Origin of the sequence: Citrobacter sp. C1 (genome assembly GCF_014596895.2) — a bacterium.
Taxonomy (GTDB): Bacteria; Pseudomonadota; Gammaproteobacteria; order Enterobacterales; family Enterobacteriaceae; genus Citrobacter; species Citrobacter gillenii.
Genome location: NZ_CP115035.1, coordinates 1,120,403 through 1,144,651 on the forward strand (window position 1 = coordinate 1,120,403; position 24,249 = coordinate 1,144,651).

Annotated in this window: 20 protein-coding genes; 13 read left to right on the top strand and 7 right to left on the bottom strand. The window is 49.4% G+C overall.

Features of this window, described 5'->3' with window-relative positions; translation table 11 throughout:
* Position 1 precedes the first annotated feature (1 nt).
* Genes IB214_RS05265 through IB214_RS05305 form a run of 9 tightly spaced genes read left to right on the top strand, consistent with a single transcriptional unit; the run spans position 2 to position 10,438 of the window.
* On the top strand, positions 2-559 hold the full coding sequence (locus tag IB214_RS05265; protein WP_096756031.1) for a polysaccharide biosynthesis/export family protein: 558 nt from the start codon (positions 2-4) through the stop codon (positions 557-559).
* A 2-nt stretch (positions 560-561) separates the two neighbouring features.
* The gene (locus IB214_RS05270) at positions 562-2,691 is read left to right on the top strand and encodes a tyrosine-protein kinase domain-containing protein (protein ID WP_117343234.1); all 2,130 of its coding nucleotides are present in this window, start codon (positions 562-564) and stop codon (positions 2,689-2,691) included.
* On the top strand, positions 2,688-3,899 hold the full coding sequence (locus IB214_RS05275; protein WP_115257669.1) for a capsular biosynthesis protein: 1,212 nt from the start codon (positions 2,688-2,690) through the stop codon (positions 3,897-3,899). The genes IB214_RS05270 and IB214_RS05275 overlap by 4 nt, the downstream gene beginning before the upstream one ends.
* On the top strand, positions 3,896-5,278 hold the full coding sequence (locus tag IB214_RS05280; RefSeq protein ID WP_117343206.1) for a capsular biosynthesis protein: 1,383 nt from the start codon (positions 3,896-3,898) through the stop codon (positions 5,276-5,278). Before IB214_RS05275 ends, IB214_RS05280 begins: the two co-directional genes overlap by 4 nt.
* The gene (locus tag IB214_RS05285; RefSeq protein WP_117343207.1) at positions 5,271-6,260 is read left to right on the top strand and encodes a glycosyltransferase; all 990 of its coding nucleotides are present in this window, start codon (positions 5,271-5,273) and stop codon (positions 6,258-6,260) included. The genes IB214_RS05280 and IB214_RS05285 overlap by 8 nt, the downstream gene beginning before the upstream one ends.
* Before the next feature lie 14 nt (positions 6,261-6,274).
* Positions 6,275-7,486, top strand: coding sequence for a glycosyltransferase family 4 protein (locus IB214_RS05290; RefSeq protein WP_117343208.1), 1,212 nt, complete (start codon positions 6,275-6,277; stop codon positions 7,484-7,486).
* A 1-nt stretch (position 7,487) separates the two neighbouring features.
* Positions 7,488-8,600: a glycosyltransferase family 4 protein gene (locus IB214_RS05295; protein WP_117343209.1), complete on the top strand. Its 1,113-nt coding sequence runs from the start codon at positions 7,488-7,490 to the stop codon at positions 8,598-8,600.
* Between the two features lie 2 nt (positions 8,601-8,602).
* Positions 8,603-9,010: a hypothetical protein gene (locus IB214_RS05300; RefSeq protein ID WP_117343210.1), complete on the top strand. Its 408-nt coding sequence runs from the start codon at positions 8,603-8,605 to the stop codon at positions 9,008-9,010.
* A 30-nt stretch (positions 9,011-9,040) separates the two neighbouring features.
* Positions 9,041-10,438 (top strand): DUF4832 domain-containing protein, encoded by a 1,398-nt coding sequence (locus tag IB214_RS05305; protein WP_117343211.1) that lies wholly within the window; start codon positions 9,041-9,043, stop codon positions 10,436-10,438.
* Between the two features lie 46 nt (positions 10,439-10,484).
* Here the strand turns inward: IB214_RS05305 and galE are convergent, their stop codons facing one another.
* The 6 genes from galE to melR all read right to left on the bottom strand — a co-directional run bounded on the left by galE (position 10,485) and on the right by melR (position 17,312).
* Positions 10,485-11,501: a UDP-glucose 4-epimerase GalE gene (gene galE, locus IB214_RS05310; protein WP_117343212.1), complete on the bottom strand. Its 1,017-nt coding sequence runs from the start codon at positions 11,499-11,501 to the stop codon at positions 10,485-10,487.
* Positions 11,502-11,569: 68 nt separating this feature from the next.
* On the bottom strand, positions 11,570-12,508 hold the full coding sequence (locus IB214_RS05315) for a hypothetical protein (RefSeq protein WP_117343213.1): 939 nt from the start codon (positions 12,506-12,508) through the stop codon (positions 11,570-11,572).
* A 167-nt stretch (positions 12,509-12,675) separates the two neighbouring features.
* On the bottom strand, positions 12,676-13,311 hold the full coding sequence (locus IB214_RS05320) for a carbonic anhydrase (protein ID WP_115257678.1): 636 nt from the start codon (positions 13,309-13,311) through the stop codon (positions 12,676-12,678).
* 155 nt (positions 13,312-13,466) lie between these two features.
* Positions 13,467-14,639: a PatB family C-S lyase gene (locus IB214_RS05325; protein WP_117343214.1), complete on the bottom strand. Its 1,173-nt coding sequence runs from the start codon at positions 14,637-14,639 to the stop codon at positions 13,467-13,469.
* A gap of 79 nt (positions 14,640-14,718) precedes the next feature.
* A complete protein-coding gene (nhaC, locus tag IB214_RS05330) occupies positions 14,719-16,179 on the bottom strand; it encodes a Na+/H+ antiporter NhaC (RefSeq protein ID WP_117343215.1) in 1,461 nt (486 codons plus the stop codon).
* A 212-nt stretch (positions 16,180-16,391) separates the two neighbouring features.
* Positions 16,392-17,312: a transcriptional regulator MelR gene (gene melR, locus IB214_RS05335; RefSeq protein WP_117343216.1), complete on the bottom strand. Its 921-nt coding sequence runs from the start codon at positions 17,310-17,312 to the stop codon at positions 16,392-16,394.
* 314 nt (positions 17,313-17,626) lie between these two features.
* Here melR and IB214_RS05340 point away from each other — a divergent pair, with 314 nt between their 5' ends.
* The gene (locus IB214_RS05340; protein WP_117343217.1) at positions 17,627-18,112 is read left to right on the top strand and encodes an anti-virulence regulator CigR family protein; all 486 of its coding nucleotides are present in this window, start codon (positions 17,627-17,629) and stop codon (positions 18,110-18,112) included.
* A gap of 244 nt (positions 18,113-18,356) precedes the next feature.
* A complete protein-coding gene (locus IB214_RS05345) occupies positions 18,357-19,553 on the top strand; it encodes a tetratricopeptide repeat protein (protein WP_115257680.1) in 1,197 nt (398 codons plus the stop codon).
* A gap of 72 nt (positions 19,554-19,625) precedes the next feature.
* Here the strand turns inward: IB214_RS05345 and IB214_RS05350 are convergent, their stop codons facing one another.
* The gene (locus IB214_RS05350; RefSeq protein WP_117343218.1) at positions 19,626-21,374 is read right to left on the bottom strand and encodes a sigma 54-interacting transcriptional regulator; all 1,749 of its coding nucleotides are present in this window, start codon (positions 21,372-21,374) and stop codon (positions 19,626-19,628) included.
* A gap of 381 nt (positions 21,375-21,755) precedes the next feature.
* On the opposite strand from IB214_RS05350, the gene dpaL reads away from it, so the two are divergent.
* Together dpaL and IB214_RS05360 are read left to right on the top strand one after the other, a co-directional pair.
* Positions 21,756-22,967 (top strand): diaminopropionate ammonia-lyase, encoded by a 1,212-nt coding sequence (dpaL, locus tag IB214_RS05355; protein ID WP_117343235.1) that lies wholly within the window; start codon positions 21,756-21,758, stop codon positions 22,965-22,967.
* A 34-nt stretch (positions 22,968-23,001) separates the two neighbouring features.
* Entirely contained in the window at positions 23,002-24,186 is a 1,185-nt protein-coding gene (locus IB214_RS05360; protein WP_117343219.1) for a YgeY family selenium metabolism-linked hydrolase, read from the top strand.
* Positions 24,187-24,249: the final 63 nt, after the last annotated feature.

Consider the following 24,249-nt stretch of genomic DNA (forward strand, 5'->3'; position numbering starts at 1 on the left):
AATGAAAATAATAGAACTGTGCGCGTTTTTTCTATTCAGTATCCTGTTGGTCGGATGCGCAACGTCCAGGCCACCATTAACGGACGACCCTGCGGCAAGCGCAGAGGATTACCGTCTTGGTGCGGGGGATACGGTCAATATTGTGGTTTACGGCGAACCCGAGATGACCATGAAATTTATCGTCGATAAAAGCGGAACCATCAATTTCCCTTATATTGGCACGCTCGCATTAAAAGAGAAAACGCCGGACCAGGTGACTGCGGAATTAACGCAACGCTTGCGTAATGGATATATGGTTAATCCCATGGTGACGGTTAGCGTCGCTGAATTTCGTAAATACTACGTATCAGGCGAAGTGAAAAGCCCTAATGCTTTCGCGTATGAGCCGGGGCTTACCGTGGAGAAAGCGATCGCTCAGGCGGGCGGATTTACCGATCGCGCTGACCGTAAAGATATCAATATTCGCCAGGCGGGCAGTCATCAGCTGCTGGAGAATGTGGATTTAACGCACTCGGTGCGTCCAGGTGACGTTGTGATCATTGGCATGGGGTTCTTCTAATGATGAAACTCTCTATAGTGGAAAACGGCAAAAAGCGAGAAAACGCAGTCGAACTCTCCCGCTTTGCCAAAGAACTTAAAAAGAACGCCTGGAAAATTGCGCTAACCGGAATTATCGCCGGAGTGGTGGCGTATCCCTTGATCAGCATGATGTCAGCAAAGTATGTCTCGACGGCGACGGTGCTGATTAAGGCACAAGCCGATAACGTTTCGCCGTTTCCACAGGTGGATGGTTTTGATTCAACGCGCAGCGGATATTACGAAACGCAATATGCGCTGATGCAGTCACGCATTATCCTCGAGCAGGCGGTACGCGACCTGAAGTTGGATGAAAATCCCGATTTTACTGGCAATAAATTGGCCGCAGCGGGGGCTAATAGCGGGGATAATCAACAACAGAGAGTCGATCAGGCGCTGAAGACATTATCTCAACATCTGAAGGTCATCGGCATTCGCACGACCAATCTGGCCTCTATTTCCTATGAGTCACCCTCAGCACAGCAATCGGCTGAGATAGCCAACGGCGTCGCGCAGGCTTTCATCAACTATACGGTTGAGCAAAAACGGCAGAAAGTGGAGAACGCGAAGGCGCTGAATGCGGAAAAGATGGCAGAGCTTCAAGCTGCGATCGTGAAGCAAAAAGAGACGATGGATGGCTACCTGAAAAATGCCGGGCTGCTGACCTTTCGCGGTATTGATGGCTTTGAAACCGAGCAGCTTAGTATTGTGACTAATCGTCTGGCCGATGCGACCCAGCGTCGGGTTGCGGCGGAGTCGGTCTATAACGAAGTGAATGGCCGGGGGAGAACCCTTGAGAGCATCATTTCTTTGCCCTCTGTTTCTGACCACGCTCAGATTCAGGACTTACGTATCGCGTTGATTCAGGCGCAGCGCGCGCTGTCGGAACAGCGAAAACTGTATGGGCCGAAACACGCGACGATTTTAAAAGCGGAAGCCGACGTTCAGTCGATCCAAAGTCAAACCGGGCGGGTGCTGGGCGAACTGAAAGTTGGCTTACGTCAGCAATATCTGGCCGCGCTGGCGGATGAAAAGAATTATCAGCAGCAGGTGGCGCAGCAGAAAGAGATCTTCCAGCAAATGGCGTCCAAACGAGATGGCTATAACAGCCAGAAACTGTCGTTAGACAAAATGGAAGACCTGTATAAATCGCTGTATCAGCGCACTCAGGAACTGTCGTTGTCCGGTGTCAATGCAGATGCCGTGCTGTACGATCCTGCAGTGCCACCGTTAAAACCGGTAAAACCGAATAAGTCATTGCTGTTGGTGATGGTGGTCCTGATGGCGGTGGTGTTTAGCATCATGTACTTCATCGTCAAAGCAGCAATGGACAATTCCATTCGCAATCTGAGCCGTATGAGTCAACGCCTTAACGTCACCCCACTGGGTGAAATCCGCCGGTTTAGCGGCACAACCGGGCGCGCGCAGGTACGGGATATGATTTTGAAGAACCCGCTGAATGCCGACATTATTCACGGTATTCGTACCCGGATAATGCTGGATAGCCGGCCATTACAGACGGTTGCGGTGGCGTCTGCCGGGCACGGTGAAGGGCGTTCCCTGCTGGCCAATTTGCTGGCAAGCTCCTTTAGTTTCGATCAGAAAACGCTACTCATTGATGCAGACTTCTTTAATAACGATGGCCTGACGAATGAACTCGCCACGCCGGCATCTGCGGGCATGGCGGAGCTGCTACGGGGCGAAATCGTGCTGGAGAACGCGCGGATGACGATACATGAGAATCTTGATTTTATCCCGCGAGGTAAGTCCACTATCTCCTCTTTACTGATGCTGTCGTCGGAAAATGTAGAGCCTTTGATGCGCGAGCTGAAGTCGCGCTATCAGCGCATTATTATTGATGTGGCGGCGGTGAATCAGAGCCAGGATATTCAGCTGATTAAGCGCGCTGCCGACGGGGTTATTTTCATCGTGAAAGCCGGTGTGGGGACGGCACAGACGATCGCCAGCGCGCTGGATAAGATTGAGGATAATCAGGGCGTGGTAATTGGCGCGGTGTTGAACGGGGTGGAAGAAAAAAACCTCGAAACGCAAGAAGGGCTGCGTTCACTGAACTTCAGCACTGACCAACTGTTGACGACACCAGGCCGCGTATGAGTCTACTGAAGAGCGCATCCACGATAGCTGGCTCATCAATCATCTCGCAGTTGATTGGTGCGCTGTCTATCTGGTTGATCTCACATAAGTATGACATGGCCGAAGTTGGACTGTATGCGCTTAACTACAGTATTGCCGTGGTGGGGGCGCAGGTTTGCACCTTTGCCTCACAGCTGTTAATTCCTAAGCAGCAGGACGACAGTCTCGCGCAAAATGTGGTGTTTTGCCTGCTGCAAAGCACGCTGATTGCGTTGCCCTACGCTGTACTGACTGCGTGGTTGTTTCACCAGAATATCCTGTTTCTCTATTTATTGACGCTCTCTACGGCGTGGGCGTTAATCTCAGAAAACTTATCGCTGCGCACGGCCAATTTTTATTTTCTGATTTTTCAGCGTATTTCGGTTTCGGTAGTGGTGGTGCTCTCGGTACTGCTCACGCATCAGGTACAGACCTTTTACTGGTCGTGGGCGTGCGCGATGATCCTACTGACATCGAGCTGTATTTTGCATTCGTTTGATATCCGCTCAGTGACGTCTGGGCATCTGCATCCATTGAATAACTGGAGATTTTTTAAGCAAAACATTCATCACATCAGCAAGGTCGGCAGCGCTGAGGTGCTGGCGATGGCCAGCAGCAACTTACCGATTATGCTGATTAACTTCTGGTTCTCGGCGCTGACGGCGGGCTATTTTTCCGTCGTCAGTCGGTTCTGTCTGGCACCTGTGGTGATCATCGGCAATGCGGTGCGCAATACCATTTTCTCCAAGTGGTCTATTGATTTCAGAAATAACACCTTTAATTATCAGGAATATACAAAGGTGCGTTTGCTGCTGTTAGTGCTTGGGGTGGTTTGTACGCTCGGGGTGTTTATTTTCTATCCCATCGTGATGCGGCTGGGGTTTAGCGAGGACTGGATTAACTCCATTGAGACATCCCGCTATATGCTGCCCTATTTGTTCCCAGCGCTGGCAATCAGCCCACTCACGGTAATTGAACTTATTTTTGGCTCCCATCGCTATTTTTTGCGTATTCAGCTCGAACAGCTGGCGATTGTGTTAGTCGCTTTTGTGGTGGTGCCCTATTTTTATAAAGACTATGCCACGTCAGTCATCTTGTTCTCTGCGCTGACATTTATTCGCTATGGGTTTATTTATTTCAAAATGAACCAGCGCGCCAATCTGCTGAAAGACAAGCCGGTGATATTATGACCCTGAATACCGGATATTATTTACAGGCCTATACCTTTATCACGCTGATCCTGTGTGGACTGGTGCAATATTTTACCGGTATGCAGTCGGTGCTGTGGATCCCGTTTTTCCTGACGCTGCTCATGGTCGGATTAATGGTGATGCAAACGCGTGAGAGCCCGCTGCATCTGGATGCCCAGGAGACCATTATTCTTGCGCTGTATTTCTCTTTTCTGCTGTTGGCTGGGGCTTCAACCCTGCTGCAGGGCGGGGTAACCGTCGCGATTGTGGCCTTTAAAAACGAGATAGCACTGTCGCTGGTGATGATCTGTTTACTGCTGGGATTCTGCCGGGAATCACAGATTTATCGGGCAACACGCTATCTGTATTGGGTGTTTTACGCCCAGGTCCCGGTGATGATTTATCAGGTATTACTGGTGGTTCCCCAGCGCGTGGCACAGCGCGGCGAAGAGGAAAAATGGGACTCGGTGGTCGGGACCTTCGGCGGCGACCCAATGGGCGGCGGTAATACGGCGGCAATGGGGTTATTTTGCCTGCTGATTATGTTGCTTAAGCTCTCGGAATATAAACACGGGCTGACGACGTTTAAATCGATGGCGCTGCATATTATTCTTGGGTTTGGGCTGTGTATTATTGGTGAAGTGAAATTTGTCATCCTGCTTTCACCGCTGTTCCTGGCCTGGGTGTGGATTTCGCCGAGCTATGTTAAAGACGTCAGTAAAATTAATCTCAAAACGTTATTGCTGATTGTTATTGGCATGCTGGTACTCATCGGTCTGTCGGTGATGATTCTGGCCTGGTACTATTCGTCTGCTTTTGGCGGCGATCCGACCAAAAGCGCCTTTAGCGTTTTTATCGATTCACTCAGCTATATCTTTGATCCCAACTACATCATGTCGACCGGTGAACTGGGCCGCTTCACGACGTTTCTGTTCTGGCTTAAAAATAACGATCTGTGGGGACTGTCCGGTACGCTATTTGGCTACGGCTTGAATGCGACGAACAGCGGAAGTTCGGTATCACCTGGGTTTTTGAATATTGTTTATAACCTGATCCTGGACTCCACGTCGCTAAGTATGCTGCTGTGGGAAATTGGCGTGATTGGCACGCTGCTGTTTATCGGTCTGTTTATTTATATTCTAAAAGTGTGTCAGCCGAAACCGGTACTGGCGCTTGAACAACTGGACGCGCAGGATCTGCAACTGTTGAGCTTTGCGCCAGCGTATAACGCTTTTGCGATCGCGTGTTTAGTGAGCTTACCTTATAGCCAAATCCTGATGATAACGCCGATGCTACAGTTCCTGTTTTATTTATCGCTCGGTTCAAGCTTAGTGATTCGTCGCACCGTTCTTCGCAGCGCAGGAGGAGGGTATGGATAATATCCCGTTTATCTCGGTGAGTATTAAAACGCTCAACGAAGCGAAAGGTATTGAGAAAACCATCGACAGCATCCGCCGACAGCTGGTGGGATATCCGCATAAAATTATTGTGGCTGATAGCCTGTCGACAGATAGGACCCAGCAACTGGCGGTGAATAAAGGGGTGACGGTGGTGTCATTAACGGAGCCGGGCGATCGCTGCTGCGGTGTCGGACACCAGCTGGGCTACCTTTATAGCGAAGGCGAATATCTGCTGCTGATGGACGGCGATATGGCGCTGGAAGAGGGATTTGTCGATCGGGCCGTCGCCTTTTTACAGGCGCATGAAGAGTATGCCGGCGTGGCGGGAACCGTCGAAATGGATGATGCCGTGAACTATGAGTTCAAATCCCGTAAACAGCGCATTAACCAGATCTATCCCGTGGGCGATTGTGACCATTTAGGCGGCGGCGGGCTGTATCGTCGCGCGGCGATTGAAAAGATTGGCTATCTGACCAACCGGAATTTGCACGCCTATGAAGAGGCCGAACTGGGGCTGCGATTAACCGATGCCGGCTACAAACTGCGTCGTCTGGATATCCCTTATTTTAGCCATACGTCACACACCCTGCCGACCTTCAAGATGCTGAAACATCGGTGGTTGAGCGGCTATTACCAGGCGCCGGGAGAGCTGTTGCGCTGTAGTTTTGGAACACCGTATTTCACCCGCGCCCTCAAGATGGTCAAAAATGAGGCGGTATTTGCGCTGTATCTGTTGATCTTGCTTGCCGCACTGGTCACCGTCAACGGCAGCATTATTACCCTGGTGTTGCTGCCATTACTGGCGTTCACACTGTGGAAAATTGTGCAAAATCGTTCTCTCAGCGATGGGGTTCAAAGCGTCATTAATATGATTGTCCGTTCCGTGGGATTGCTGAAAGGGTGTCTTCATCCTGTGCGCGATCCGCTGACGCCGCCCAACAGTAAAATCATTCAACAATAAAAAGAGCGGATGAAATGAAAATTTTATTGGTTAACAAGTTTTTCTTTATAAAGGGCGGGGCGGAAACGGTTTATTTTCAGGAACGCGAGATGCTGAAAAAGGCCGGCGTGCAGGTGATTGATTTTTCGATGCAGCATGAGAAAAATTTCCCCTCGGAGTATGCGGATTTTTTTGTCAAAAATGTTGATTACCATACAGACAGTAACCTGTTAGGCGGTATTAAAACGGCGGTTAACTTTATTCATAACGCCGAAGCCTGTCGAAAAATGCAGGTCTTGCTGCAAAAAGAACGCCCGGATATCGTTCACTTTCATAATATCTATCATCAGCTAACGCCAGCGTTAATTAAAGTCGCGCGCAATTTTGGCTGTAAAACGGTGCTGACCGCCCACGACTATAAAATTGTCTGTCCTTCATACTCAATGCTACGCGACGGGAAAGTGTGCGATGCCTGTATTACCGGGACCGTCTTCAATGCCTTCAGATACCGCTGTCAGGAAGGGTCTGCCGCCAGGAGTTTACTGCTCTCTTTAGAGGCTACCTGGCAATACATTGCACAAAATTATCAGGCGCTGGATGTGATCGTGTCCCCCAGCGCATTTTTACGCGGCATTTTGCTACGTGTGCTGCCGCATTCGCGTATCGATGTCATCGTCAATGGCGTAGATGACAGCCGGCCCGTGGAGATGACTGGCGATGAAGGTTATATGCTGTACTTTGGCCGCCTGAGCCGGGAAAAAGGGGTGGCTACGTTACTGGCCGCTCACCAGAAAATGCGTAACCCGGCGCCGCTGAAAATTGTCGGTCATGGCCCGTTACATGACGAGTTGATTGCCCAATATCCGGACGTGGAGTTTTTAGGCTATGTACAACAAGGGGAAGCCCTGGACCAACTGATTAAACATGCCCGGGCGGTGATCCTGCCTTCGGAATGTTATGAAAACTGTTCGATGGCGGTGTTAGAGGCAATGTCATTAGGTAAGCCGGTCATTGGCTCACGTATTGGCGGGATCCCTGAACAAATTCGCGATGGTATTGAAGGGATATTATTTACGCCGGGTAATGCGCAGGCGTTGGCAGAGGCGATGGATACGCTGGTCGAAGACCCGGAGAAAGCACGGGTAATGGGCATCAATGGACGTCAACGGCTGAGTGATAAATATGCGCTCAGTGGTCATATGGAAACGTTGCAGGCACTGTATAAAGAACTGTTGGGCAGGCCATAATATGCGTAAAAAAATAACGGTATTTGGCACGCGCGGTATTCCCGATGTATTGGGTGGCGTGGAAACGCACTGCCAACATCTTTATCCGGAAATTAAACGGCTATGCGATGTTGATATTTGTGTTATCGCCCGCTCGCCGTACGTGAATTACACCCGTTCATCGTATAAGAATGTCGAAACCCATGCACTGTGGGCACCTAAAAAACGCTCGCTGGAAGCGATTGTTCATTCCGTTTTAGCCGCGTTCAGCACCTGTTTTGACCACTCGACTATCGTGCACGTCCACGCGATTGGTCCGGGATTAGTGGTTCCGGTATTGCGGTTACTGGGCAAGAAGGTCGTTTTCACCCATCATGGACCTGACTATGACCGCCAGAAATGGGGGTATGTGGCAAAGAAAATATTATTGCTCGGTGAACGCTGGGCAGTGAGATATGCCAATGAAGTGATTGTAATATCTGAAGTTATTAATCAGCTTATCCAGAATAAGCATCGCCGCTATGATGCGCATTTAATTCACAATGGCGTGAACGCACCGCGAACATTATCAGAACATACCCTTCACCAGACGCTGTCGCGTTATGGTCTCCAGCCGAAAAACTATCTTGTGGTGGTGGGGCGATTCGTGGAAGAAAAAGGCATGCATGATGCCATTTCAGCCTACCAACAAAGTGGTTTGACGATGCCATTAGTGTTAATTGGCGATGCGGATCACCCGACCGAATACAGTATTCGTCTCAAACAGCAGGCCGCTGATACGCCAGGTGTGGTGATGACCGGATTTTTACGCGGCGATGAACTTCAGGCGGTGTTTTCGCAGGCAAAACTGTTTGTCATGCCGTCGTATCATGAGGGGTTGCCGATAGCGCTACTGGAGGCAATGTCATTTTCTCTGCCTGCGGTGGTGAGCGATATTCCGGCGAATCTGGAGGTCAAGTTACCCGCAGAGGCGTATTTTCAGGTGGGTAATCTGGCGAGTCTGGCCGGGAAAATGGCGAGATGGGCGACAGCAAATAGCGTTGACTATAGTGTATATTTGCAAAACTATAACTGGCATGAAATCGCCAGACAAACAGTCAACGTCTATCACGCTATTGATAAAGATATAGGTTAATTTTGCCCAACTCTCAGAACCGACCGCCCGTCATTGAACGATTTTATGCTCAACTGGATGAGAAGATCTCGCAGGGGTTGACCGCTGAACAAAAAGACGGCGTCGAAAAAGCGGTACTTGCTATTACCCTGGGATCGAGACACCAGGTTGATATTCGTAGAAGCTTTCCCTTTTTCGGTAGACGTTTTTACCTGGTCTTTTTGTTTGGCAGGGATTTACGTCACTGGCATCGTCGGGAATCGACGCTATCCAATATCCTGATCGCATTGTTACTGCTGTTTGTTGTGTTGTTCGTTACCTGCTGCGTATTGCTGACGCTGTATATGATCAAATCCGCGTTGGGTATTGATGTGTTCCAGAATTTTCATGTGGGTATTTGGGACTGGTGGCTAAGCCTGAAAAACCACTAGCGTTAACCAACGGGTGGAGGCGTTACGGTGATGAAGAGTCAATGGGGTTTGGCGCTATTGAGTGTGTTCTTTCCGCTGACGGCCATGGCTGCATTAACCACCGTCACTCCCAAAGCCGTAACCGGTCCGCTGACCAACCCCGGGATAGGGGTGGCCAGTTTTCATCAGGGTTATGGTGAAACGTTGGGCCTGGCGGATTACCCTAATACGGGGTTTGAATATGAACGCTTCTACTGGCGGGAACTGGAGCCAGTGGAAGGCCAGTACAATTTTGTGCTGGTTGATGATGCCTTCAAATATGCGGCGGCGCATCGGCCCGCGATGAACGTGGGGCTGCGGTTTATGGCCCTTGCGGAGCCTGAAAGCGGCTCGCAGATCCCCGACTGGCTGATTAAAAAAGGGGTGAAAGGAAAATGGACGCCCGATCATAAAACCTTTATCCCGGATCTCGACGATCCCCTGTTTATAGCCTACAGCCAACGTCTGCTGAACGCTTTTGGCAAGCGCTACGATGGTAATCAGAACCTGGCGTTTGTCGATATTGGCATGGTGGGATCGTGGGGAGAATGGCATAACAGCAACTTCCCGAAAGATGTGCTGCAACCCTTGCTGGAACGATATACCACCGAGCAGCTAGATCGCTACGTCGCCATGCACTTTGCTGCATTTCCCGTAACGCCAAAAATTATGTTGATGAGTGGTGGGCAAAGCCTGGCCAATGCGGTGGCGCGAGGGGCTGGATGGCGCGCGGACTGCTGGGGCGACCTGCGTGTGTTTTCCAATGACTGGAATCACATGGCAGATGATTACCCGCAACGATTGCTGGCTGCGCAGAAAAGTTATTCCGGGTTAAACGATGCCTGGAAACGATCGCCGGTGAGTCTGGAAATTTGTTCGTATATGCTGGACTGGAAGAATCTTTTTCATTATACGCGCGCAGAGGTGCAGGGGATTTTTGACTGGGCGGTGAAGCATCATGCCAGCACCCTCAACCTGAAATCGCGAACGGTGCCCAGTGAGTATCGGCCGATTGTCGATGATGCACTGACCAGGCTGGGCTATCGCTTTCGTCTGGCCTCTCTGAGCCATGAGTCAGTATGGGAAAATGGTCGCAGCCTGGCGCTGATCAGTACCTGGTATAATGACGGCGTCGCGCCGATTTACCTTCCTTACACCCTGTCATTTCGTATTATTAATGATGCTAACAATGTTGTTGCTCAGGGGAATTCAACGGAAGACATTCGTCGCTGGCTGCCGGGTCAACATCAGCTGAATTATCAACTCCCTATGCCCGGTGCGTTACCGAGAGGAAAATACGCCATTGAAGTGGCGATCGTGGATAAGTCGGGCGCCGCGAGAATTAACTTTGCCAATGAAGGGAAGCAGAGCAGCGGATGGTATCGTGTGTCGACGATCACGGCGCGTTAGCCATTAGCAACAATGAGCCTGCCCGCAGGCTCATTGTTGATGGGTGTTAAGCGTGATAACCATCAGGATTATTTTTCTGCCAGTTCCAGGTGTCGCGCATCATGTCATCAAGCGTGTAGGTAGCCTGCCAGCCCAGTACTTCGCGCGCCAGCGACGGGTCAGACCAACATTCGGCGATGTCCCCGGGCCTTCGTGCAACAATCTGATAATTAATTTTTCGTTGAGCCGCTTTTTCAAAAGCGGTAATAAGATCCATCACCGAATAGCCGATGCCGGTACCGAGGTTTATCACTTTATAGGCTGGACCTTTATTCTGGCAATCCAAAGCCGCTAAATGGCCGGTTGCCAGATCCATCACGTGAATATAATCACGTACCCCAGTGCCATCCGGGGTTGGGTAGTCATTGCCAAACACCGACACGGTTTCAAGTTTGCCAATCGCGACCTGAGAAATATAGGGAACCAGGTTGTTGGGGATACCATTTGGATCCTCACCAATTCGGCCTGAGGAATGGGCTCCGACGGGGTTAAAATAGCGCAGGCAGGTGAGGCGAAACTCAGGGTGTGCGCGGGAAAAATCCGCCAGAATCTGTTCGACCATTAATTTAGAGGTGCCATACGGATTCGTTGTTCCCCCGGTGCGCGATTGTTCGCTGAGCGGCACGCTTTCCGGATCTCCGTAGACCGTTGCGGAAGAGCTGAAGATTAGGCTGTGAACACCCGCAGTCAGCATCTCACTCAGTAAAACCAGCGTTCCGGTGACATTGTTATTATAATACGCGAGGGGTTCTTTTATGGATGCTGAAACTGATTTTAACCCAGCAAAATGAATGACATCACTAATGTCATGGTGTGAAAAAATCGTTTTTAATTCCTCTCTGTCCAGAACGTCGGCAATGTAAACTGTGGGTTCCTTGCCGGTGAGTTCCGCGACCCGATGTAATGATGTTTGTGAGGCATTTGAGAGGTTATCGATGATCACAACTTCATCACCTCTTTCGAGAAGCGTCAACACGGTATGTGAACCAATATAACCTGCGCCACCTGTGACAAGTATTGCCATACAGCCTCCAGAGGAAATCTTATGAAAAAGATTGTTGACTCACCAAGGCCACGGCTATAAATACAGTGCTATGAGTGGCGTCGGGTAAGAGATAAATTTCTGAATTTCACCATGCACTTATAAGATATTTTTTTGAGTATCGATAAAAAACTAAAAGTGTTTATTTTACTATCGTAGACAAGATAGTTATTCGTGAAGTTTAAGGTATGTACACCGTCGCTTTGGTTGATGGTGGCATTGACCTGTGCAATAAGCTTTTCATCAAAAGAAAATGCGTTTAGCGTGACTAATGCTTTGATGTAAATTGATTTTCCATAGGTTTCAGGCGTGCATTCCTGAGTGAGGAAGTACAGTGTATTGCCGACGTTATGGGGCGCCCCAGCGCCTCGCTGATGCAGGTTGCTCAACTGCATGGTGGGCGTGATTTTCTGCCACGGACCGCTCACGCTCTCGGCAGTATGGATCATCAGCTCGTTATTCATTGACGTCGAGAACAGATAACAGGTACCGTGTAGTGAGAAAAATACGTTATCGGTTAATGCTTCGTCCGAGATTAAAATGTTTATTGCCTTCCAGCGTTGGGGGAAATCTACGCACTGAAATAAAATAACCTCTTTTCTTTCTGAAGACTCAGGGATCATAAAGAGCTGGCCATTGTTCTCAAATACAAAAGGAAAGGATAAATGGCATTTTAGATAATCGAAACCGTCGAGCTTCACATCATCGAGTTCCGCTAAGTCGGCATCGAGTATACGGCAGCGTAGGATCCCCTTCGAATTACGGAAGCGTAAAGCCTCATAAAAAATATAAACTTTATTATCTCTTTCAATGATGAAAGGATCGGCCTGAAAGGTGTGTTTCTTTTTTAGTTGCTGCGCAGGGGTACGCTTCAGTATATCCAACGTGTTAGTAGGAAAGGTATGCGAACCATTATCCTTGATAATCATGATGTCCCATGACTCATGATAAAATAGCATATTTATTATTTTTTTATATTTGGCCTGCATTCGCACGAGTTCCTTTTGTCGCTTCAATTCACCGGGTGCCATACAGCAACATTAACGGTTAGTTTAAAAGCTAGTCGCAAGCGCGTTTTTTGTCCACTTACGGAACGAGTGGCGGGGGGAAGGGGCGGCGTGACGTTGCCAGAGCATCCTTGCTCCAGATAAAGATTTTACTCGAAATGCACCTGCGGATTGTCTGCCAGTGAAACGTACGTTTTGCTGTCTTTATCCAACGTACGGATCTCACCGCTTTCAATGTCGTACACCCAACCGTGCAGACGCAGCGCATTATTACGCAGTCCGACAGCGACAGACGGATGCGTTTTAATATTATTCAGTTGAGCGATAACGTTCTCTTCCACCATGGCATTCACTTTGTCGATAGCGTTATCCCAGGTTTTCTTCTCGACTACCGCTTTCGCCGCATCGGCGTAGTGCAGCCAGTGGGCTACCGCAGGCATCGGATCCAGACTCTGGCTTTCAGCAATCGCTTTCATCGCACCACAGTTGGAGTGCCCACAGATAACGATATCCGTCACGCCTAACGCCAAGACCGCGTATTCGATGGTGGCAGATACACCGCCCGGTTCCGGGCCAAAAGAAGGGACGATATTGCCCGCGTTGCGGATAACGAAAAGCTGTCCTGGCTCTTGCTGCGTAACCAGTTCTGGCACCAGACGACTGTCTGAGCAGGAGATGAAAAGTGCTTTAGGATTCTGGCTGGAGGCCAGGCTGCGAAAGAGTTCCTTACGTTGAGGGAAAATCTCTTTTTGGAAGTTGAGGAAGCCCTCAATGATATGTTGCATAGCAGTGTCTCTTTTCTCTGTTTAAGCAGGTTATGATGAAGATCACACTTTCCAGTTTAACACTCGCGCAGAGAAGAGGAAGTATTTATAGCCGGTCAGGGCATATCTATGGGGTATTTTGCCCTGACTTAGCAGGGCAAATATTGGGTATAGCGCTACGCGCCCAGCCTCTTCTGGTATGCCTTTTTGAGTCTGTCCATGGCCTCCTCCAGTACAGAACGCGGACAACCAACGTTTAATCGCATATGGCCTTCTCCGCCAGGACCATATTGATAACCTGGCGACAGGCCAAGCCGGGCATCATGGACAAAAAAAACGCTCAGTTGCTCATCACTGAGGCCCATTTTTTCAGCATTCAGAAACAGCAGATAGGATGCGCCGCCATAAATAATCGAGATCAAGGGGCAGTGCTTTTCAATTTCATCTTTTACATACGCTATATTGTCAGCCAGATAGGTTAATAATTTCTGGTGCCAGTCACTGCAGTGAGTATAGGCACTGTAGATGGCCGCCTGCTGTAACGAATGGGTCTCGGCGAGGTAGCAGTTATCAAGAAAATGATAGAACCGTTCGCGCAGTTCATCGTTCTTGATAATGGCGATACCGCCTTGTATCGCTGCGGTATTAAAAGTTTTGCTGATAGAGGCAAGTACGATCGATTGACTGTTTAACCTTTCATTGAGGGTGAAAAATGGGTGGTGTGTTTTGCCGGGTAAGGTCAAATCGCAGTGAACTTCATCCGCGATCACGATGACGCCCGCGTCGTGGCAATAGTCACTTATTCTTTCAAGCGTCTCGCGGCGCCATACCATCCCGCCGGGATTATGCGGAGAAGGAAAAAGAAACATTTTGCATGTTTTAAGCTTCTCTGTGAAATCATGCCAGTCAAATTCGTAACCGCCATCCTTCTCAATTAGGCGAGTTTGAACCAGATTTCTGCCGCTGGTTTTGACCAGGTTGGGGTAGGGGTCATATATTGGGCTGCAGGTCAATATATTGTCCCCTGAACGGGTGAGAGCCATCAATGATAGTACGATGGTTTTGATGACCCCCGGAACAAAATGCACCCAGTGCGCCTGAACGCTACTGTTATACTGTTGCGCATACCAATGAATAACCGCTTCTTTCCACTGTGGGTAATCCAGATTATAGCCCTGAACGGGCTGTTCTATAACAGCCCGTAGCGTATTCAGAATGGGTTCTGGTGTGGCAAAATCCATATCTGCAATCCACAGCGGTAATACATCATTGGTACCGTACATCTGTTGTAATTGCCCGTACTTACGACAATTAGCATCCCTTGTGACAATATCGTCAAATAAAGACATTGCTGACTCCTGGCAGGTCTCTAAAAATAAAATTTAAGTAACACAAAATTAGCGAAGTCTATTTATGTACAGAACGAGGCTAGGATTTTTGTTCAACTCTATACTCAGCGTCGTCATTGGATTCATACTTAGCGATACCAATACCTGTCGCCGCCCACAGCAGTGCAAAGATGACCCCGCTGTAGCATAAGATTGCCCAAGGTAAATAATCGAGGGTGGCGACGCCCAGCATCGTGGCACAGTAAACACCGGAAGCAGACCAGGGAATAATGGGTTCAACGACTGTCCCGGCGTCTTCTGTTGTTCGAGAAAGGTTTTTTGCCGCAAGACCCCGTTTTTTATACTCATCTTTAAAGGCATCACCACACAACAATAGAGGTAACGTGCCGTTTGCCGTACAGGCGCAGATGGTGAACGTGGTAACAATAGTGGTGGCAACCAGACGAAATGTGGATTTAACCCCTTTCGTCAGTGCGTTAATGACGGTGTGTAGAGAGCCTGTGGCACTCATCGCCCCGGCGAAGCTAAAGGCGCTGAAAACGGTAACGAAACTGCTAAACATGGAAATTGCGCCACCGCGTTCCAGTAAGCGAGCAACATCAGCTGACAGTGCAGGGACAGTATCGCCTGTGAGCATCGCGAGCTTAAAGCCACTGACCACCGATTCGCCGACCGAGGCGGCGGTAAATACCTGAAAGACTAGCGCCAGAATCATCGACACGATAGTTGACAGAAATAACATAGGAATCGCTGGTTTCTTTGACAGCGAACCGTACAAAACGATAATCGGTGGCAGCAGTAGTAGAATGTTAAAGTGATAAATCTGGCCAATAGTATTCATCAAATGGGTAATATTTTCAGGTACGCTTGACGAGGCATCAATCCCCATTCCCATATAACTGTAAATAATACAGCAGATTACAAAACCTGGACCGGTGGTCCACAGCAGATGCCCGATATGCGAGTACAGGTTTACGCCTGCCGCCAGTGCGGCCATGTTTGTGGAGTCAGAGACGGGAGAGAGTTTATCGCCAAACCAGCAACCTGAGACGATAGCCCCTGCTGCGATGGGTAGCGATACATTAAGCCCAATCGCGACGCCAATCATGGCAATGCCAACGGTACCGATCGATCCCCAGGAAGTCCCGGTACAGACGGAGATGAGTGCACCCAGCAAAAAAGCCGAAATATAGAAATATTGTGGGTTAATCCACTTCAAACCATAATAAATCATCATGGGAATGGTGCCTGACACCATCCACGCTCCAATCAAGAAGCCGATACTCGCGACAATCAGTATGACAGGCAGCGCCTCAGATATTTTATTACAAATAGATTGTAGAATATCGTCCCACGTATAGCCGTGTGCGAGAGCGATAAATGAGGCGGTCGCCGTGCCCATTAAAATCATGGGTTCTGCACGAATATTAAAAATAAAATATCCGATACTAATTCCACCTAGCATGACGACCATCGGTAACACTGACCAAAAGAAAGATAATTCCTTCCGGTTTTTTAAAGCACAGTTTTTTGGTTCCATAATTCCATCCAAATAGTTAATGATTCTACAAATCAAATAAATTCCTGCTACAGGTCATCCAATAATTGAATGACATAGTGACTCGCGTTAATAGCGAATGTTATTTTATTAACTGCGCCAGGTTTTCTATTTTTTATTTATTTTTTTGACTGTCATCTCCGGGTAGTAATAGGGTAAATTGTTCTGATGACTCGTTATTTCTCCACATAAGGTTAATGGTTCCGCCGCTGTTGGCTGAGTTTGCGATACTGTTGTGGTGGCATACCAACGTATTTATGAAATGAGCTATAAAAACGACTACTGGAGCGAAAGCCAGCAATCGTGGCGATGTCGAGTATGGTTTTATCGGTGTCACTCAGTAACGCGCGTACATGATTAATACGCATGGCGGTAATGTACTGTTTCATGGTCAGTTGCATCACCCGTTGAAAAATGCCCATCGCGTAGTTTGGATTGAGTTTGACGTGTTCGGCAATGGCATCAACCGTCAGCAACTTGTCGCAGTTGGCGGCAATAAACTCAAGCATCTGGCTTACGTAAAACTGTGAGTGCCGTGAAATACTGTTCTTCTGGGTACGTGATGTTTTATTACCCAATAAAGGTTGCCAGCCTGAAAGGCTAAACCGCTTGAGCATGAGGGCAATTTCATCAATGGCGAGCTGGCGAATTTGCTCGTTATCACTGTTGAGTTCATTCTGCCAGCGCTGAACTTCAAACGCGCTGAGTTGCTGTGATGCTGATGATGTAATGACCATTCCGTGAGTTACATGGTTAATCAGTTCCCTGTCCAGCGGCCAGGATAAAAACAAATGCATGGGTAAGTTAAATATTGCCATTTGTTTACAGTGCCCAGGGTCAGTGAGCTGATGAGGGGTACAGGCCCAAAATAGCGTAATGTAGCCCTGCTTACTCCGAACCACTTCATCATTGAAAAGGTATTCTACGTCGCCATCAAACGGAACATTCACCTCAACCTGGCCGTGCCAGTGGCTGTAGGTCATGGCCAACGGCGCCCGCAACTCGACGTCCATACGCTGATACTCGGAATAGAGTGCCAGTGGGCTACGCGTCTTTTTTTCATAACTGCGGCACATATGTGGGTCATGTGGCAGCTGCGGGATACTTTTAGCCATGGTGGATTAGTTCCTGGGTAGTGAGTTTGACCGGGTGGTAGCGCCAAAGCATGAACATAGCTTAACCGAAAAAAAACGCCGTTTTCTCTCCGTTTTCGCGAAGTTATTCCCAAAAACTCAGATCGCCTGTCAGTCACATGAAGATCTGAGTTATCGGGAATAGCGGGTTACGTCAACAAATCTTACATCACGATGATGCCTTTTCTGTCCGGGACAGGGACCGCTTTTTTTGCACATAAATCGGAACTATAGAGATGGCTGGCATTTACGAAGTATCGTACCTTTTAAAGGTACCTCCATATTAAGGAATCATCATGTCCAGGTTTCGTACTTTAGCAACCGCTTTGGTCGCGGTTGCTGCGATGACGATGTGCGCCATGCCTGCATTCGCTAACCCGGGTAACGGAAACGGTAACAGCGGTAATCATGGTAACAAGGGTAATAGCGGTAATAGTCAGAAAGGCAATTCAGGTTCAAAAAACATTCAGCAATCTGAACAACGTAAAAATTATGGCAAGCCGGATCATGTTGATAGCGATATTAGCTTTAATGTGGCAAGACAGTATGCGGTCAGATACGGTTTGACCGGGTATCAATCGCTTCCTCCTGGCATCGCCAAAAACCTGGCGCGTGGCAAGCCGCTGCCTCCGGGTATTGCGAAGAAGAACGTTCCGGCCTCGATGCTCAATCAATTGCCCTATTACCCCGGCTACGAATGGCAGGTGGTGGGCGACAATCTGGTGCTGATTGCGCTGAGCACCGCGATTGTGACCTCGGTGATTAACGGGGTGTTTGACTAATTGTAGATGCGGTGTGAACGCAAAAAGCCACGATAAGTCGTGGCTTTTTTATTATCTTTGACCCGTCCTGATTTCCTTCTTGGATAAGTGAGTGAGAATCAACTTAATTTAAGGGGGTTATTTCTCATCCTTATGCAGTATATAGTTAATAATTCTGATGTAGATCGCAATGCCAGCCAAATACGTTGGATTGTTGAAGCGTCTTCTCCATCATGTGTATTTTTCTTAACAAGGATTCTGTTTTATGAACATTCGGCCTCTCCTCGCCTTCACTTTCATTGGCTTATTATGGGGTGCGGGAATATCGCAAGGATATGCAAAAGAGTGGAACAAAGAGCCGATGGCTGTTTTACAGCAAGGGGCCGAGGCGGGGGATGTAAAGGCGCAGTACTACCTTGGAACCCTGTATTGCGAAGGAAAAGGTGTTGCGCGTGATGATACGAAGGCCGTTGAGTGGTTGACCCGCGCGGCTGAGCAGGGAAATCCCGACGCACGTTACGTCCTCGCCTTAGTCTATTTTGATGGTGAAGGAGCACGGTGGAATGACGGCAAGGTGATTGAGTGGTTTAACCATCAAGCCGAACAGGGTAATCAGCAAGCGATCAACTGGCTCACCCTCGCTGCCGAGCGCGGAAACTATCTGGCGATAGAGTGGTTACACCAGGCGGTTGATAAGGGGAATCCCGAAGCACAGCGTGCTCTCAACAGTAAAAAGTCGCTGTCCGAGGGTTACAACACAGTTAAAGCATTGAGTAAAGCCGCTGAACAGGGAGATGCAAAAGCGCAGGGGCTGCTGGGTCGGCGCTACTTTGAAGGGCATGGCGTCGGTATGGATCGCAACAAAGCCTTTGCCCTGTTGAGTAAGGGCGTCAGCCAGGGTGATGCGCTGTCTCAGGGCGTGCTGGGCGTGATGTATTACCTGGGAGAAAGCGTCGGCGTTACGCAGGATCACAAGAAAGCATTTGAGTTATTTCAGCAGGCGGCAGCCCAGGGGGATGTGCTGGCACAAGGGATGCTCGGCATGATGTACTCAAAAGGTGAGGGAACCGCGCAGAACGATAAAAAGGCCTTCGAATGGTATCAGAAGGCTGCCGCACAAGGCGATGCGGGATCTCACACTGACCTGGGATTGATGTACCTCGAGGGCAAAGGGGTCGCTCAGGATGACAAGAAAGCCGTCGAACATATTGAGCGCGCAGCCAAAATGGGTAGTCCGGAAGCCCAGAGATTGTTGGGCAGGATGTACCTGGAAGGGAAAGGAGTAGATAAGGACTATGCGCAAGCCTATATCTGGAATGCCGTGGCCGTTGCTAACGGAAACTTTGATGCTCAGGCCGGGCTAGATGCTTCGCGGGAAAACCTCTCTCCTGCCGCTTTAGAAGAAGCCGATGGCAGGGCGCGGAAATACTTTGAACAGTATCGATATAAACCGCAAATCTGATGCACAATGTAGCCCGCGTTATGCGTTATGCGTTATGCGGGCTTCTTCTTTTTTAGAGCATGGACAGATGGCTTACATTCCGTACAGCTTAATTTTTCGGTAGAGCGTGGCGATGCCGATCCCCAGCTCTGCCGCCGCCTGTTTCTTGCCCTCTACGCTTGTGCCAAAACGCTGTAAAACACGCTCAATAGCTTCTCTTTCGGCTTGTTTTCCCTGACTGGCAAGCTGACGTGGTTGTGCCGATATAGCGGGTTTTCTGCTGTCCGCCGCGGTGAGCAGGTATGGAGGCAGGTGGCTGGCGTTGATCCCGGTCGCTTCCCCACGCATGACAAAAATATATTCGATGACGTTACGCAGTTCGCGGACGTTTCCGGGCCAGTGCCAGGTATACAGGCGGTTGATCACATCATCGGGCAGTTTTTGTGGTGGCCGTTGGTAGCTTGCTGAGAACTCATCGGCAAAATACTGGGCGAGGACGGCGATATCCGCACGTCGTTCCCGCAGGGAAGGGAGTACCAGCGGAACCACGTTCAGACGATAAAAAAGATCTTCGCGAAACTGATAATTCTCAACCATCGTGTGAATATTTTTGTTGGTCGCTGCGATAATGCGGACATCAATTTCGATGGTGTTATTCGAGCCTACCCGAGTAATCGCTTTTTCCTGCAGTACCCTGAGTAACTTAGCCTGCAGGTGCAGCGGCATATCGCCTATTTCATCGAGGAACAAGCTGCCGCCGTTGGCCAGTTCAAATTTGCCCATTCGTCCTTTGGGGTCCGCACCGCTGAACGCCCCACGGACGTAGCCGAACAGTTCACTTTCCAGTAACTGCTCGGGGATAGCTGCGCAGTTGATCGTCACAAAAGGCGCGGTTTTACGCGGACTGCTCTGGTGAATCGCAAATGCCACCACTTCTTTCCCCGATCCGCTCTCCCCGGTAATCAGCACGCTGGCGTAGCTGTTAGCGATTTTCCCTACGGTACTTCTAAGCTGCTCCATTGACGGGGAATGGCCAATTAACCGCACCTGAGTATCGGACTCATAAGGCGGCATCGTCATGCTGCTCAGGTAGTCATGAGCATCGCGAAAAATAACCATGGTTAAACGATCGTTATCTTGTGACGAGAGTGAAATCTGTTTGCACAATACATGATGTTTCTGACCTTCGAGCGTCAGCCACGCTTCTTCATCGCCATACAAACTGTCACCGGTTGTTTCAATGGTGAGGGGGAGTCCCTGAACCTCCCGGTTGAGAATACGATCGGCGGAGTGGTTGGCATGCCAGATACGGCCATGACCATCGATCGCCACGACGCCGCGATCCATCGCATCGATCAGGCGACGGAATGCGCCCAGCGTCTCCTGGGCGCGTAAGCGTTCCAGGCACTCAAAGACCTTGCTTGAGATCATGACGGCGATTTGTTCAATGAAGGTAACGAATTTATCAATCTGACTGAGCAGCGTTTCTCGCTGTGCCTGGGTTGAACAAATAATCCCGATCACCCCAATGACGCGATTATTAAGAAAGATGGGCGCGTTCAAATCCAGCATTTCTGAACAATAGCGATGTTTTTCACACATCTGGCACAGCGGATGTTCACCGGGATTTTTGATCAGCACCGTTTCGCGCACCTGCAGAACATGGCGATAGATATAGCCATTTTTTGCCACATTCTCATTGAGCATGTGCCGGTATTTTCCGGTGCCCGCAATGCGCATTAAAGATTCATCAATGATTTCAACATCGGTCCCGGTAATACCGGAAATGGCGTCAGCATAATTGCAGATATCATCCTGAATATTACTGAGTACTGAAATCATGATCCCTCTCCGGTTGGGCAGCGAATTTATCAAGGAGAATGATAAATATGCGAAATATGACCAGCTCGGCTTGCGCATAATCAATCTATTACGTTGTTTTTAGATATATTTTTTGTTTTATCTTCCGCGATCACACTATTTATCATTGGTGATAATTTATCAAAATAACGCGATAAACTCAGCATGCTGTTTTTACGACATTAATCCGTTCGCTATTTTTTAATTCATTGAAGTTAAAGCGATTGTTAATTTTCTCCTCATGATTTTGTCGTTTTATAAAAAACTGGTAAGCATTTTGCTTTTAGGGAATACCGCTCGCTTAACGCTCTCTGTATGGCACCGATTACAGGGAATGAAATATCAGGACAATGAGGTTCTATGATGCAGGAAAACTTATCGTTTTTTATCAACCAGACGCCGTTTACTGAACACCCCAATGCGCCGCTGGCGCCGTTTAGTCGCCAGGAATTGGTAAAAGCGCTGAATTTTCATCGCTCTATTCCGGGTTATGCGCCGACGCCGCTGTATTCGTTACCGGTTCTTTCGCAAAAACTGGGCGTTAAAAATATTTATCTGAAGGATGAGTCTCAGCGTTTTGGTCTCAAAGCCTTTAAAGCGCTGGGAGGTGCCTATGCGATGGCATGCCACATCGCGGAATTAGTGGGTAAGGATATCAGCGAATTACCTTTTGATGTGATGACCAGCGACGAAGTGCGCCGCGACCTGAAGACCGTGACGTTTGCTACCACGACCGACGGCAACCACGGACGCGGAGTGGCATGGATGGCGCGGCAGCTCAAGCAGAATGCGGTGGTTTACATGCCGAAAGGCTCATCTGAGCAGCGTCTGACCGCAATTCGCAATGAAGGCGCGACGGCGGAGATTGTCGATATGAACTACGACGATGCCGTGCGTATGACCGCCGAACAAGCTGAAGAACATGGCTGGATCGTGGTGCAGGATACGGCCTGGGAAGGCTATGAAAAGATCCCGCTGTGGATTATGCAAGGCTACGGCACGCTGATGCTGGAAGCGATAGATCAGCTTCACCAGGTTGCGCCAACACACGTATTCGTTCAGGCGGGCGTGGGCTCTTTTGCCGGGATGGTGCAGGGAATGGTGACGGCGGCCTGGGGGGAAAACCGTCCGAAAGTGATTGTCGCTGAGGCGTTAATTGCCGACTGCCTCTACCGTTCTGCTCTGGCTAAAGAGGGCGAGGCGGTGGCCGTTGGGGGAGATTTGCAGACCGTTATGGCAGGACTTGCCTGCGGCGAAGCCAACAGCATCGGCTGGAAACTGTTGCGTGATTATGCCGACGCATTTGCCTCCTGCCCTGATGAAGTGGCCGCGCTGGGGATGCGCATGCTGGGTAACCCATTAACGGGCGATCCCCAAATTACGTCCGGTGAATCCGGTGCTGTGACCACCGGTCTGCTGGCACTGCTAATGACCTCGCCAGCACTGGCACAGACGCGTGAACAACTGGGGCTGGATGCGCATTCTCGCGTGCTGTTGATAAGCACAGAAGGTGATACCGACCCCCAACAATATCTGGATATTGTCTGGGGCGGTCAGTACCCCGGCATTAATTAATCCATTCCTGATTGAAGTTATAACGGAGAAAACCATGTTATCTGCAAACCGTATTGAAGAAGTGATTAAGAATTGCCAGGCGCTGATCCAGCAGAAAAGTTATTCCGGTCAGGAAGGGGAAGTGGTAAATGCAATAAAAACAATGATGGAGCATTACCAGTTCGATGATATTCACGTCGATAAATACGGAAATATTGTTGGCGGTATTGTCGGCAATAAACCAGGAAAAACGCTGGTGCTGGATGGACACATTGATACTGTGCCCGTGAATCCGGAAAAGTGGACCCACAATCCGTACGGTGGCGACATTGAGGACGGTAAAATTTATGGCCGTGGCACGACGGACATGAAAGGCGCTGTGGCGGCGATGATCTCTGCCGTCGGATTTTTCGGCCAGGATAATCAGCGTGAGTTTGCCGGTAAAATCTACGTGGCTTGCATCGTACATGAAGAGTGCTTCGAAGGGATCGCCGCCCGTCTGGTCAGCGAGCGCTATAAACCTGACTATGTGATTATCGGCGAAGCATCCGAATTAAACCTGAAAATTGGTCAGCGTGGCCGCGCTGAAATTGTGGTTGAAACGTTTGGCAAACCGGCGCACTCCGCTAATCCGCAGGCAGGTATTAACGCGGTGTACAAAATGGCGCAGCTGATCGACAAAATTCGCACCATTACCCCGCCAACGCATCCGGTGTTAGGGCCTGGCATTCTCGAACTGACGGATATTAAATCGTCGCCGTATCCGGGTGCATCTGTGGTGCCAGATTACTGCCGTGCGACCTACGATCGCCGCCTGCTGGTGGGCGAAACCAAAGAAAGCGTCATTGCGCCACTGGAAAGCGCATTGGCCGAGCTGGTCGCTCAGGATCCACAATTTAAGGCCAGCGTTTCCTACGCTGTAGGCCAGGAGTCCTGCTACACCGGCGCCACCATTGAGGGTGAGCGTTTCTTCCCTGGGTGGGTTTACGAAGAGTCTGACGAGTTTGTGCAGGCCGCGCTGGCCGGCGTGCGTGCGGCAGGGTTTGAACCGACCATCACCCAGTATTCCTTTTGCACGAACGGTAGCCACTATGCGGGCGAAGCGGGCATCAAAACCATCGGTTTTGGCCCATCGCGTGAAAACCTGGCGCACACCATCGATGAGTTTATTGAAATCGATCAGCTAACCGGTTCGGCCAGCGGGTATTACAGCATTATCCAGACATTGTATCGCTATTAAAAAAATAAAGATAAAACCCTCTTACCCTACAGGCGGTGCAGTTTATCTGTACCGCAATGGAGA

Excerpts from the sequence above, each read along its gene's own strand:
- IB214_RS05290 (WP_117343208.1), top strand. The coding sequence starts at position 6,275 with ATGAAAATTTTATTGGTTAACAAGTTTTTCTTTATAAAGGGCGGGGCG.
- melR (WP_117343216.1), bottom strand. The coding sequence starts at position 17,312 with ATGGCTAAAAGTATCCCGCAGCTGCCACATGACCCACATATGTGCCGC.
- IB214_RS05345 (WP_115257680.1), top strand. The coding sequence starts at position 18,357 with ATGAACATTCGGCCTCTCCTCGCCTTCACTTTCATTGGCTTATTATGG.
- IB214_RS05305 (WP_117343211.1), top strand. The coding sequence starts at position 9,041 with ATGAAGAGTCAATGGGGTTTGGCGCTATTGAGTGTGTTCTTTCCGCTG.
- IB214_RS05360 (WP_117343219.1), top strand. The coding sequence starts at position 23,002 with ATGTTATCTGCAAACCGTATTGAAGAAGTGATTAAGAATTGCCAGGCG.
- IB214_RS05325 (WP_117343214.1), bottom strand. The coding sequence starts at position 14,639 with ATGTCTTTATTTGACGATATTGTCACAAGGGATGCTAATTGTCGTAAG.
- IB214_RS05280 (WP_117343206.1), top strand. The coding sequence starts at position 3,896 with ATGACCCTGAATACCGGATATTATTTACAGGCCTATACCTTTATCACG.
- IB214_RS05340 (WP_117343217.1), top strand. The coding sequence starts at position 17,627 with ATGTCCAGGTTTCGTACTTTAGCAACCGCTTTGGTCGCGGTTGCTGCG.
- IB214_RS05295 (WP_117343209.1), top strand. The coding sequence starts at position 7,488 with ATGCGTAAAAAAATAACGGTATTTGGCACGCGCGGTATTCCCGATGTA.
- IB214_RS05320 (WP_115257678.1), bottom strand. The coding sequence starts at position 13,311 with ATGCAACATATCATTGAGGGCTTCCTCAACTTCCAAAAAGAGATTTTC.
- IB214_RS05270 (WP_117343234.1), top strand. The coding sequence starts at position 562 with ATGAAACTCTCTATAGTGGAAAACGGCAAAAAGCGAGAAAACGCAGTC.
- IB214_RS05275 (WP_115257669.1), top strand. The coding sequence starts at position 2,688 with ATGAGTCTACTGAAGAGCGCATCCACGATAGCTGGCTCATCAATCATC.
- nhaC (WP_117343215.1), bottom strand. The coding sequence starts at position 16,179 with ATGGAACCAAAAAACTGTGCTTTAAAAAACCGGAAGGAATTATCTTTC.
- IB214_RS05350 (WP_117343218.1), bottom strand. The coding sequence starts at position 21,374 with ATGATTTCAGTACTCAGTAATATTCAGGATGATATCTGCAATTATGCT.
- IB214_RS05265 (WP_096756031.1), top strand. The coding sequence starts at position 2 with ATGAAAATAATAGAACTGTGCGCGTTTTTTCTATTCAGTATCCTGTTG.
- IB214_RS05315 (WP_117343213.1), bottom strand. The coding sequence starts at position 12,508 with ATGCAGGCCAAATATAAAAAAATAATAAATATGCTATTTTATCATGAG.
- galE (WP_117343212.1), bottom strand. The coding sequence starts at position 11,501 with ATGGCAATACTTGTCACAGGTGGCGCAGGTTATATTGGTTCACATACC.
- dpaL (WP_117343235.1), top strand. The coding sequence starts at position 21,756 with ATGCAGGAAAACTTATCGTTTTTTATCAACCAGACGCCGTTTACTGAA.
- IB214_RS05285 (WP_117343207.1), top strand. The coding sequence starts at position 5,271 with ATGGATAATATCCCGTTTATCTCGGTGAGTATTAAAACGCTCAACGAA.